The following is an 11,951-nucleotide window of genomic DNA, read 5'->3' on the forward strand; positions in this document are numbered from 1 at the left end:
AACTGCAGAATCTTGCTCCCATAGTTTTCAACCGTTTTGCCTAACACTTAAAAGAATGCAGAAATTATGCAATAGGGAGAGGTATTGCCTTTTCAAATCCAGCTATATCCGGAGCCGAACGTTGTTCAGCTTCGCGCTACCAGTATGTTTTTCAATGACCTTATGTTTCATGTTGTTTAATCTATCAACAGCCCAGGCGCAGTCTCCCGAGAACGGGGAGGCTGCCGAAGGGCAAACCGAAATTAAGCCTTTATTAGTCGGTCAAAAAGTGCCGGAAGAATTTTGGACGCGAGAGCACCTGTTTTATGTCGATGGTGATACTGTACGAAAGACGCTGGAAGAATATAGAGGTAAGCTACTGATCGTAGACTTTTGGGCAACATGGTGTGCTATATGTTGGTATCAGATGAAAGATAACCATCATCTCTCTGATCGATATAATGGAAAGATCGATTTCCTATTAGTGAGCCCACAATCGACCAAGGATAATTTTGAGAAAATCTCGACCACACATCACACGAGATTAAGAAATTTGGGTCTGAAGTCCCTTTCTTCCGTCTTCGCTGACAACTATATCTCCAACCTCTTTCTATTTAAAGGCTATCCCGCCTATATGTGGATAAGCCCGAGCGGGCATTTCATTGCCCATACGGGGCGCCAGAGCGTGACAGATGGGCACATCGAAGGAGTTCTTTCATCATATAAATCAGGAAATGAATAGAAAGCAAATTGTTATATGGATATGGCTTGTACTATGTACAGGTCATATAGTACGAGCCCAATCTGTTGTCAGGGTTACAAATTCCGAGACAAGAGAACCTATTGAGAATGTCAGTATCCACTTTATGGAGGACAATGTTCGTGGCCGAACGGATAAAACGGGCGCTTTTTATGTGACGGCAGATATCAAATCAAATAGAGCCCGATTCAGCCATATTGGATATCGGGACACCGTCATGTTGTTGGATTTAGAGTCCCCATCGATTATGATTGAATTGCAACCGGCCGAGAGATACATCGAACAAGTGTATGTAAGCACAGGTTACCAAACGCTACCCAAAGAGCGGGCGACAGGGTCATTTTCTATCGTTGATAGCGAAAAGCTTGAACAACAGGTCGGCATGAATATTTTGGACAGATTGCCCGCAGTAGCAAACGGGGTGTCGGTAGATCGGGGGACCGGTCCTGAGGGAAAGCTCATGGTGAGAGGATTAAGTACTATCCGCGGAGAAAGAGCTCCGCTAATCGTCGTTGACAATTTTCCCTACGAAGGCGATATAGAAAATATAAATCCGCAAGATGTAAAAGATATAGTTGTACTGAAAGATGCGGCTGCATCTTCCATCTGGGGAGCAAGGGCTGGCAACGGTGTCATCGTGATCACAACAAAAAAGGGGACGTTCGAGAAACCTATTTCCATCAACGCAAGTGTCGGAACAAGGATCGGTTCAAAACCAGATCTCCGTTACATCCCGCAAATGAATTCGGCGAGTTTCATAGGTGTTGAGGAGATGCTTTTCGGTAATGGACATTATCAGAGCCGGATAGACGGTGTTGCAAAATCCGGATTGAGTCCGGTGGTGGAACTATTAATAAAGAGGGAAAATGGCGAGATCGACGAGCGTAGATATCAGGAGGAAATCCAGCGGTATGGGGAGAAAGATATCCGAAATGATTTTGATCGATATGTTTATAACCCTTCTTTTGAAACCCAGATGCAGGCCGGGCTGACAGGGGGAAGCGGTAAGCATGCTTGGCGAGGGACGCTGGGATATGACCGCACCAATTCTACGCTTTCAAGCAAAAATGATCGTTTGAGCATGCGTTTGTCGAATACCATCAAGCTGCTTCCGTCTGTTGAACTGCAGGCGGACATTCAATACACGAGACGCAATAGTACCTCGGGGCGTCAAGGATATGGTGATGTATTGTTTGCGGGTTACGATCTTTATCCTTACGCATCCTTGAGGGATGGGAATGGAAGGAATCTGGATATCGAGCAGCGTCGAGGTCAGTATATGGATGAGGTGGAGCAATTGGGTCTGCTTCCATGGAGATACTATCCGTTGGAGGATTACAAAAATAGGGTAACTACCACATCAACCAACGATATCCTACTCCATACAGGGATCGATTGGAAAATATGGCGCGGCCTTAACTTGGGGCTTAAATATCAATATGAAAGTCAATCAGGTGACGGGAGACTGCATAATACAATGGATAGTTATTTTACGAGGGATCTGATTAACAAATATACATCACTCGAAAACGGTAATCCGGTACGCCATATCCCCCTAGGAGGAATTCTGGACCTTTCTCATACCAGGTTAAATAGCCATAGTTTAAGGGCACAGTTGGGTTATAATGAGAACTGGGGAGACAGTGAAATAAACATGCTTGGAGGGTTTGAGGCCCGGGATGCGAACACTAGGAATAACTATTATCGGACGTATGGTTATCACGATGAGATTCTCTCCTTTAGTCCTGTTGACTATAGGGTACAGTATGAAGATTTCGTAACAGGCCAGTGGATGTTCATCCCACAGGCACAGGGTTTTGCCGATAGAACCGCACGCTACGTATCCGCATATGTTAATGGTAGCTTTGAGTACAGGAAAAAATACATACTTTCTGCCAGTGCCAGGCGTGACGCTTCTAATCTTTTCGGTGTTTCGGTGAACAGTAAATGGAACATGCTATGGTCTGTTGGCGGCAGCTGGGAAATGAGCAGAGAATCCTTTTTCCCTTCCGGCTATCTTGACTATGTCCGACTGAGGGCGACATACGGGCATAGTGGTAATATCGACCCCGCCATGAGCGCGGTAACGACTATCCGGTATATGGGTACGAGTCTAACCGTGCCGGGAGCAGCTATCGCGAGGCCGAATAATTATGCTAATCCGGAGCTTAAATGGGAAACGGTAGCCATGACGAACGTCGGGCTGGATTTTGCTTCCAAGGATAAGCGGCTTTCGGGTTCACTGGAATATTATCGAAAAAATGCTTTTGATCTTTTTGGTTTGGAACAGATGGATATAACGGCTGGTGTATCGGAAACTTTGGTGAAGAATGTGGCTAAAATGACAGCAAAAGGTGTCGACCTCCATTTAAATGGCACGGCTATCGAAACAGGTTTATTTAGATGGCGTGCTGAACTGAATATCAATTACAACAGGGATGAGGTACAAGATTATTATCTGGCCAATAGGAATGCAAATGTATTTGTCGGTGCGTCGACTATTTCCGGTGTTGAAGGAGATCCTGTCTATAGTATGTATTCCTATCAATGGGCCGGTCTCGATCCGGAAACGGGCGATCCCCAGGGATGGCTGGATGGCGAGATCAGTAAGGATTACACAAGATTGGTTGGAAGTGGTACACAGCTGGAAAACCTGCGGTCCCATGGAGCTGTTTTGCCAACCTCTTTCGGATCTATAGGGAACACATTTGACATCGGGCAGTTTTCTTTATCTGTTAGGCTTACGTATAACATGGGGTACTATTTTAGAAGAAGCACCATTGATTACGGAGCTTTATTCACGCGTTATACAGGGCATTCAGATTTTGAAAACCGTTGGCGGACACCGGGCGATGAGAAAACAACGAATATCCCATCCATGATCTATCCTAACCCAAGTACAAACAGAGATTCCTTTTTTAGAGGTTCGGAGGTTACGGTCGAAAAAGGGGATCACATTCGTTTTAATTATGTTTATTTCGCCTATCGACCAAAAATTCAGAATCGAAAGGGATCGAGTAGAGTAACGAATCTTGAGTTTTATACGAATGTATCAGATCTTGGATTGTTATGGCGAGCTAACAAAAAGAATCTCGATCCCGATGTGGGGCGTAGCCTATACGGGACACCCCGCCCCACGATCTACACAGTGGGTGCACGTATAACTTTAAATTAGGAGAATGAGCAATGAAACATGATATAAAATTTACTGGAATTATAGTGTTAGCAGGATTGTTATCTTCCTGTACGGATTTCTTGGAGAAAAAATCAGATAAACAATTGGCAGTGCCATACACACTCCAAGATTTTCAGGCGCTGATGGATGATGGTTCCTATATCGGGACAAAGTCTGCGATGGAAGGCGAGATGAGCACAGACGATTATTATCTGTCGGAAAATGACCTGGGACAGATGGTGGACAGTGACCGTGGCATTTACAATTGGTCTGATTATGTTGCGCACGATGACCGAAGCTTTACGGGATGGTTGCACGCGTATCGGGAGATATACTATTGTAATTTGGTTATTTCGGGGATCGCTGATTTGGGTGAAAGAGAGAAGAACTCTTCAATGGGCCGAGATATTTTAGGGCAGGCCCTTATGCACCGCGCGGCGGCGATGCTTAATATTGCCGAAATATGGACGGTCGGCTACAGTCCCGAACAGTTGGATGCTCCTTATGGCCTTCCTCTCCGAAGGAATACCAATTTTAACGAGAAATCCGTTCGTTCCACTATCGGAGAAACTTATGCTATGATCGAAGAAGATCTGTTAAAGGCAAAGGAGCTGCTTCCGTTACAAGTAATTTCCAAGTACAGACCATCACGGTCTGGGGCGTACGGATTTATAGCAAGATTCTATCTTTTCGTAAACGATTATGATAAGGCTAAAATATACGCTGATTCCGCTATTCATCTGCACAGCGGCGGTTTATTAGATTATGCTACGTTGGATAAAGAGGCACGTTATACGATGCCTATCCCCGAAAATAATCCAGAAGTGATATTTTACAGATCGTTGGCTTCTTCACCAGTACTGGATCAAAGTAGGGCTAAAATGGCAAAAGATCTTCTGGATCTATATCAATCAAATGATAGCAGAAGGGAACTGTTCTTCCTAGAAAACCCGGACGGGTCAGAACGTTTTAGAGCAGGTTACCGTGGTTCGAGCGCCATGTTTAGTGGCATTGCTCTTGATGAGATGTACCTCATTAAAATGGAGGGACTTATTCGGGAGGGAAAAGAAGAAGAGGCGTTGGGAATGCTTAAAGAATACCTGCCGACAAAATACGGTGTTGATTTTGGCGAAATCCAAATGAAAGGTGATCTGCTCGATTTTGTTCTTACAGAGCGAAGAAGACAATTGACGATGAGAGGGATAAGATGGTCGGATATTAAGCGCCTAAATCGTGAAGGTCATGGCATAAGCTTGCAACGGAAGGAGGGAGCAACGACAGACGTGCTTCCCTCCAATGATTTCCGGTTTGCTTTGCCGGTTCCACAACAAGTTTTGGATTTAACCGGGATTCAACCGAACCCCAGATAATTAAAATAATTTGATGTTAATCTCCTTTCGCTGGGGTTTATTTACTGATTTTCCCTGCGAGAAGGAGATTCATTCAATACATCACCTACATTGTTCGCCGCTTGGAGTTTGCTGTTCAAACTAGTTTCTGAATCTGCCATGATAAAGCACGGAATATCAGATTCTTCTCCACACGTATGGTTCGGTTCTTGGCTTGTAGACCAATTTCCCAAATTTTGGAGGTCAGCAAGATCCGGGGCTTCCGGTCCTGTATAATAATAAGGAACTTCTGTGGGCTGATTTGCTTCAGTGGCTGCACCGCCATCCTTCTCCATCGCGTTCACGAACAAACCAAGTCCTAGCATTAACGTTAATACTGCTGCACTGGCGCGTAGCCAGTAAATTTTTAAAGTGCGCATAAGGCAATTTATTTTAATGTTTTTAACTAATTTATGTTTAATCTTGGTCAAACGGCATGCCCTACCGCCAGAATAGGCACCTGCAAGTGCCTTGGGCATTTATTCGCGTACCCGCCTGCCGGGGAATACCGCAAATTTTTTTCTGTAATGTGTTGTGCTCATGATCCTATCCTTTACCTAAATTACATTTCAAAAGTAAAAGGTAGAATCAAGCGAGTGTTAGGCAGAAGTTGACATCAGTAAGGGGCAAAAGTTGATATTACGGCTTTGTCTTTCATGTCGAAAGGTTTTAGTTAGTATCGAAAATCAATATCGGCTAGGGATGATTATTGGTCGATTTGTTTTAAAAGGGTGATGATCTGCTTATCGGAAATATTAGCTTGTTCAGACTTATCGTAGATAGACAATAAAATTACGGTGTCATCTAATACATAAAAGTGGGAAATAACTCTGGCTCCACCGCTTTTACCTTTTCCTTTACTTGCAATGCCGATCCTAATTTTATAGCAGTTGTTCCCCAATTCTGTTCCGAGTACAGGATTATTTTTAAGGACGGTGGCCAATTCAATTAATTCTGTTTTCAAGGATGGGTACTTCTTTAACAATCGTTTGGCTTGTTTATCAAAGGCACGAATTGTAATTACCTTATAACTCATTTAAAAGCTCTTCTACGGGACGACCTTTTAATTTTCCTTTTTTAATGAGATTAACATCTTTGACAGCTTCTCGAATTTCGTCCAAGAAACGTCCGTCTTCCTCATCATTGATAGGCATGGCTTTCACATAGGGAAGGTCATTCAATAGAGCCAAAAGAAAATCAACCTTGCTCTCCTTAACTTCTAATACGATTTTCATTTTTAATGTGTTTAAAATACCTACAAATTAGTGTAATCAAAGATACACAATAATTTCTATATATCTATTAGACAGTCGGATGTAAAATAAGTTTGTTGACATTTCAAAAGTAAAGCGTATAATCAAGTGTGTGTTAGACAAAAGTTGATATTATTTTTAAGGTTAGTTTTGTTTTTGACCTCAAAATGGGGTGAATCTCTACCGCCGTCGATACTGCGGCGGCGTCATCCCCGTTTTTCGTTTAAAGTAGCGGTTCAATTCGCTGACGCCCGGAAATCCACAGAGATGGCTGATCTCTTGCGGCGAATACCGTTCGTCCAACAGGCCGCGTATTTTCTCCGTAACAAGGGCATCGCGGTAGTCGTTCAGTTTTTGCTGATAATACTGCTGGTGCAATCGGCTAAGATACTCGTGGCGGACATGCAGTTGGTTGGCGATATCCCTGATGCGCACCGCGTTGCCGTGCTCGGCAATACGGCCTGCCAGCAGGTCGCGGCAGCGTTGTATAAGCAATTCGGGATCGGAGGTACGTTCATAGGCATCATATATTTTTTCTTTTGCGAGTTTCAACAAGCCGATCAGCTCTTGGAGAACAAACTTTTCATTTTCGATATCGCCCTTTTTGATATGTTGGCAAAAGCGCCTGATCTGGTTAAGCGTGTGCTCACCGGCAGGGAAATCGATGCTCCCTACAGGTTCGGGAAGATTTGCCCGATAGGCTTCGATGACATCGTGCAGAAAGCTGAAAGGGCGCTCGTTACCGTCACGGAATAGGCCACCATCAAAATAGAAGCCAAAAAGGCAATAGCTGCCGGACGCTAAATGGAGATGATAATGTTCGCTGGGCAAATACACGAAACGCGCCCGTTTGGGCGAAAGCGAGGTAAGGGGTTCGCCTGTATCGGCATGCAAAGTAACCGCCCCATCACCTTGAAGGAGATAAAACACGTGTAGATCCGCCATATCTGTTCGGATAGGAATAGTTAATTTTTCTAAGAGGTAAATGTCGTAGCTGTATAGATAACAATCTCGAGCGTCAAACTCTTGTGCGATGGCGAAATCGGTCCCTTGACGGTAATGCTGCGCGGTAGCATGGCGTATGCTGATCATAGGGAGGGGGGCGTCTGCTGGCGCCGCGTGCCTCGGCATGCCAAAATGGATAGATAGTTTAAGTTGTAGACTTTTTATCATGTCGTGTCTGTCAGTTTACGCCGCTAGACTAACGAAAATCCCTGTAATGAAAGAATAAATCCTCGGATCACACCCAGATGTACTTGAAGTGCATCAAATCGAACCACAAGTGCGTTTTTGGCTATTGAATGCAGTTCACGATAAATAAAATGCTATCGGTGTTTTTTTTTCTCAGTCGTTTAAATACTCATCAGATTTGTTTCCGTGATCACAAACCTATAGGTGCGGCGATCTATCTGGGACCGATAGATGCTTTTTACGAACCGCGATAATGAAGATAACATGGAACAATTTATTTTCGAAGTCCAGTACCTAGCAGACGCAGCCGTTTCTGCTTTCGATCAGATCGATACCTTTCAGCTGTTGGCTGCAGATGGTGCAGGCAGTAAATGTAAGCTGTATTATATCTAGGATAATAAACGTATAGCGAGGAAGGGCGATCCGGACGCCCTTTTTTTTAATGATAGACCTAAAATGATTAAGATAAACGATGAAAGCAAATCAGAATCCAGAAATAGATGCTTCCGCATGGAACAGGAGCGTAAAGTGCATAGCATTATTATACCAGTGGAAATTGCTACGGGGCTACACCGAAGCCTTCCGCTTATTGGCGCATCATCAGCAGTGGATACGACAGGCGCAATTTAAGACAGGCAATAGTTTATTGTCCGAATTGGAAGCCTTGTTACCTATCTGCGAAGGCCCGCGTATATGGGCTTGTTTCCATATTGGTCCTTATGCATTGTTGGCCCGGGCATTGATCAAGAGAGGCCATGGCGTGGCTGTCTTACTAAAAGATGAAGTTTTTGACGAACAGTATCCCCGATACATACAGCAGTTCGAACAAAACTTCGGAAGGCCACCAGAACCCGATGAATTGCAATTTGTTCGCAGCGGGAGTACGCGTTCACTAATCCACTTAAAGCAACTTTTGAAAAAAGGATTTCATGTGATCTGTTATGTTGATGGACGGGAAGGAGGCAACAGCCAAAAAGGTTGGACAACGATCCGGCTGCACAATACACCGATGGAAGTGCGTATCGGTATGGCGATACTAAGCTATTGGACAGGTATTCCGCTCTCTCCGCTAATACTGACAATAAATAGAGAAGGAAAGTTGGATATGCATAAGACAGAAAGTATCGCTGTAAAAGGCAAAGACCACTACCAGCAGGCTATCGCTGCATGCTACAAACTCGTGGAAAAGCGAACAGCGGAAGAACTGCTGCAATGGGAACTTTTGCCCGAGCTATTTGATCACATTGGACCGGAAGGGTGGTCTCCAGGAGAAGCTGATCCATTATGGATCCCTTTGGAAAGTGCAGGGAGGTTCCTCTTGTTCGATTTGGCATCTAAGCAATCTGTAACTGTAACCAAAAGTGAGTTCTTACACCTCATGAAGTGGCGGGATAAATATGTAATGCATATAAACAAGGAGAAAGAAAAATCGAAAATCGATAAATAATTTATAAATTTAACATTTCCTTTATCAAGCGGATTAAATCACCTAGGGATAACGCCCATATTTACCAACCTACGCACTGCGGCCCGGATTGCGTTTCCCAGTATTGGAATATATATGAGAAGACGACATTTACTTAAACCTTTTCCTGTTTATGTTCACGTAATTTTACTGAGCATCTACTTTATCTGTATCACCAGTATCAATATTTTTAAGTTCGGCTTGGGGCATTTGCTGGTGGCGAGCGTTATGATACCTGTGATGGTAAGCGTGATAATGCGCAGCAGGAAATTGCTTCGGGATGTGTTGAGCGGGAAATCAGCAAAGCATTGGTGGTGGTACGGGGCCTTTTGTGTAGGATTGTATAGCTTAGGCTACGTGGTGCTGTATGGTTTCAACAACATGTTTGCGGAGGAGATCATAGACAGTTCGAATGCTTCTCAAAAAGGCTTGATCCCCTATACCGTGGACTTCCTCGGCTTTTACCTAAGTTTCGCATCTAAAGGAGCTGGTCTGGCGTGTGTAGAAATGTTGGTAAGCGTCGGGAAGCACCAGTTTAATTTGCGACGGTTAGATCGCACGCAGGGGATGGCGCGACGGAGAGATCTTCGGATGCGTGAGTGGATTTCGCATTTTATGGGCAACCTTACACAAAGCTTGTTGTATGCCCTTCGTAAAGCAAAGAATCCCTTTATGATATTTGAAGCCTACGCGGTGATACTCGCCCACGGAACTAGATTGATGTCTGCTCAGGGGCGTCTACTTGTCTCGCTTAAACAGGAAACTTACTACCTCGGGTACCTGCAGAAGATATATAAGGAAGGCAAGATAAAGCTGGATGTTCCTGCTGATCTGGGCGATGTACAGATCATTCCGCTACTCTTATTGTCTTTGTACAAAAACATGTATAAACATGGGAATTTCGAAGATGGACGGTTGGCGTTATTACGGGTCAGACGGGTGGGGAACTACATCCATATCAGCACCACCAATAGCATAACGGATAGCGCCATGTGGCTCTACGGAGATGGAGGCTCAGGCTTGGGACAACTTGAGCATATTTTGAGAGACCAATTCGCCAACTTGGTTCGCATATCTTATGGCGTGCAAAACGAAGTGTTTAATCTGAATATAGAGATTCCAATAACATATGAGAGCAAGCAAGAGAATTTTAGCCTTACATAAAAAAAAGACCGAATTGCGGTTAGCGATATTAGATGACGACCCGGAAGCCATAGCCTATGTTAAACCTTTCGTAGACATGACAGACGGTGTAAAACTTATCTATTCAACCACAAATCCGGAGGAAATGCTCCAATACGTAAAAGCAAACGAGCTTCATATCCTATTGCTGGACATGGAGATGCCCAAGATGGGCGGGATGGAACTTCTTCCTCAGCTTAAATATTTGAAAGAGACAAACCCGCAAATCGCCAAGCTACAGGTGATTATCTGTACGGCGCACCAAAAATTTGCCGTGGACAGCTTCAAGCATAAAGTCGCAGATTACCTGACGAAGCCGATTACGTTTGATCGCTACTTGGAAGCTATCCATGAAGTGAAGCAGCGCTTTCTCCCAGCGGGACTCCATACGTTGGATACCGACAATGAATGTCTCACCATCGTGTTGCCAAGGGGCGAAATTAAAAAAATACCCTACAGAGAGATCATTTATGTGGAAGCGATGTATTCCAACACGCAGGTATGGCTTGATTCGGATAGGTATTTTGAAGTCAAAGAGAAGTTTTATAAGTTTTTGCCGCGTTTACCGAAATCGAATTTCGTCCGGGTGCATCGTAGCTACGCGATTTCCCTCGCTCATTTTAGAGGCTTAAACAATGGCGGGATACAGCTCCATGGCACGGATACACTTGTTAAGTATGCCCGTCGGGGTGGGTATGAATTATTTGACAACTGGCTGGCGGAAAACGTTGTGAGAGGAAATTTAATCGATAAGCGAAAAAATAATAATCTAAATGAACAAAAATAAACCCTAATATGATGTTAATGAATGTTTTACGCGATATCTTCGCTCTTCTGCAGGAGATATATTGGTTAATGAAGGCGATGGTGAAAACGCAGCAGCATTTACAACCATCGCTCATAGAACGGAAACTCTGGTCTAAACAGGAGATCATGGATAAACTGGGGATGAGCGAAACCACCTATAAACGGCACTTGAAGTCGAATTTACTGAGGCCCATCCGGCTCGGAGGGACTGATCTCTATTTTGAGGAAGATATCGTGCAGGCGATGGAAGAAAGCCGCCGGAAGGGACGAATTTAATCCGTCTGCTATCCCGAAATATGCGTCAAGCGATTTGTCGTCTGCGTCGTCGGGTTTATCTTCTAAGGCTGCTATAGTCTAGTTTAGCCTAAAGGCAGAAGCCGCTGCAACGTATGGATACGGGCTTGGAATACACACTGGTTTGTTCCTTGTATATGCATCTCCGTTTGCAAGAAACGTGTTAGCATTTGCGGTAACCATGACCGTGTATTTAGTAAACACGGTGTTATTTTCCTTAAACGCGTTTACATTTGTGCCCCATGTCAAGGCTCCTCCTGAAAACGACAAACCATTTCAAAAAAATGTGCAGCCGTTTGCTGTAACGGCGAAAGCAAATGCGACAACCGCGAGAGCGTTTGGGCCATCGGGTATATCGTTTGGTGCCAATGAAATTGCGTTCGCATCAAACGCTATCCCGACCGGACCAAAAGAATTCCCCTGCGGGATAAATGGCAAGTCGTTTTGGTGAATGTAG

At 44.2% G+C, this 11,951-nt stretch carries 13 protein-coding genes; 9 read left to right on the forward strand and 4 right to left on the reverse strand.

Features of this window, described 5'->3' with window-relative positions:
• Window positions 1-169 precede the first annotated feature (169 nt).
• From FXV77_RS06970 to FXV77_RS06980, 3 genes are read left to right on the forward strand one after another with little or no spacing between them, the layout of a single operon-like run.
• A complete protein-coding gene (locus FXV77_RS06970; protein WP_187444044.1) occupies window positions 170-721 on the forward strand; it encodes a TlpA family protein disulfide reductase in 552 nt (183 codons plus the stop codon).
• Window positions 714-3,914, forward strand: coding sequence for a SusC/RagA family TonB-linked outer membrane protein (locus FXV77_RS06975; RefSeq protein ID WP_187444045.1), 3,201 nt, complete (start codon window positions 714-716; stop codon window positions 3,912-3,914). Before FXV77_RS06970 ends, FXV77_RS06975 begins: the two co-directional genes overlap by 8 nt.
• A gap of 11 nt (window positions 3,915-3,925) precedes the next feature.
• Window positions 3,926-5,284 carry a RagB/SusD family nutrient uptake outer membrane protein gene (locus FXV77_RS06980; protein ID WP_148918503.1) on the forward strand — a complete coding sequence of 453 codons (1,359 nt, stop codon included), beginning with the start codon at window positions 3,926-3,928 and terminating at the stop codon, window positions 5,282-5,284.
• A 41-nt stretch (window positions 5,285-5,325) separates the two neighbouring features.
• Here the strand turns inward: FXV77_RS06980 and FXV77_RS06985 are convergent, their stop codons facing one another.
• From FXV77_RS06985 to FXV77_RS07000, 4 genes are all read right to left on the reverse strand, one after another.
• Window positions 5,326-5,682, reverse strand: coding sequence for a hypothetical protein (locus FXV77_RS06985; RefSeq protein WP_148918504.1), 357 nt, complete (start codon window positions 5,680-5,682; stop codon window positions 5,326-5,328).
• A 326-nt stretch (window positions 5,683-6,008) separates the two neighbouring features.
• Window positions 6,009-6,338, reverse strand: a complete 330-nt coding sequence (locus FXV77_RS06990) for a type II toxin-antitoxin system RelE/ParE family toxin (protein WP_148918505.1) — start codon at window positions 6,336-6,338, stop codon at window positions 6,009-6,011.
• Complete coding sequence (locus FXV77_RS06995) at window positions 6,328-6,537, reverse strand: hypothetical protein (protein WP_148918506.1); 210 nt, start codon at window positions 6,535-6,537, stop codon at window positions 6,328-6,330. Before FXV77_RS06995 ends, FXV77_RS06990 begins: the two co-directional genes overlap by 11 nt.
• Window positions 6,538-6,735: 198 nt before the next feature.
• Window positions 6,736-7,647, reverse strand: a complete 912-nt coding sequence (locus FXV77_RS07000) for a helix-turn-helix transcriptional regulator (RefSeq protein ID WP_187444046.1) — start codon at window positions 7,645-7,647, stop codon at window positions 6,736-6,738.
• A 363-nt stretch (window positions 7,648-8,010) separates the two neighbouring features.
• On the opposite strand from FXV77_RS07000, the gene FXV77_RS22505 reads away from it, so the two are divergent.
• The 6 genes from FXV77_RS22505 (at window position 8,011) to FXV77_RS07025 (ending at window position 11,945) form a co-directional block, all read left to right on the forward strand.
• The gene (locus FXV77_RS22505; protein WP_262713619.1) at window positions 8,011-8,139 is read left to right on the forward strand and encodes a hypothetical protein; all 129 of its coding nucleotides are present in this window, start codon (window positions 8,011-8,013) and stop codon (window positions 8,137-8,139) included.
• Between the two features lie 79 nt (window positions 8,140-8,218).
• The gene (locus FXV77_RS07005) at window positions 8,219-9,193 is read left to right on the forward strand and encodes a hypothetical protein (protein WP_148918508.1); all 975 of its coding nucleotides are present in this window, start codon (window positions 8,219-8,221) and stop codon (window positions 9,191-9,193) included.
• A 114-nt stretch (window positions 9,194-9,307) separates the two neighbouring features.
• The gene (locus FXV77_RS07010; protein ID WP_148918509.1) at window positions 9,308-10,375 is read left to right on the forward strand and encodes a LytS family sensor histidine kinase; all 1,068 of its coding nucleotides are present in this window, start codon (window positions 9,308-9,310) and stop codon (window positions 10,373-10,375) included.
• Window positions 10,341-11,180 carry a LytR/AlgR family response regulator transcription factor gene (locus FXV77_RS07015; RefSeq protein WP_148918510.1) on the forward strand — a complete coding sequence of 280 codons (840 nt, stop codon included), beginning with the start codon at window positions 10,341-10,343 and terminating at the stop codon, window positions 11,178-11,180. The genes FXV77_RS07010 and FXV77_RS07015 overlap by 35 nt, the downstream gene beginning before the upstream one ends.
• Before the next feature lie 8 nt (window positions 11,181-11,188).
• Window positions 11,189-11,476 carry a helix-turn-helix transcriptional regulator gene (locus FXV77_RS07020; RefSeq protein ID WP_148918511.1) on the forward strand — a complete coding sequence of 96 codons (288 nt, stop codon included), beginning with the start codon at window positions 11,189-11,191 and terminating at the stop codon, window positions 11,474-11,476.
• A 178-nt stretch (window positions 11,477-11,654) separates the two neighbouring features.
• Window positions 11,655-11,945: a hypothetical protein gene (locus FXV77_RS07025; protein WP_148918512.1), complete on the forward strand. Its 291-nt coding sequence runs from the start codon at window positions 11,655-11,657 to the stop codon at window positions 11,943-11,945.
• The last annotated feature ends 6 nt before the right edge of the window (window positions 11,946-11,951 follow it).

The organism is Sphingobacterium phlebotomi (genome assembly GCF_008180195.1).
Lineage (GTDB): Bacteria > Bacteroidota > Bacteroidia > Sphingobacteriales > Sphingobacteriaceae > Sphingobacterium > Sphingobacterium phlebotomi.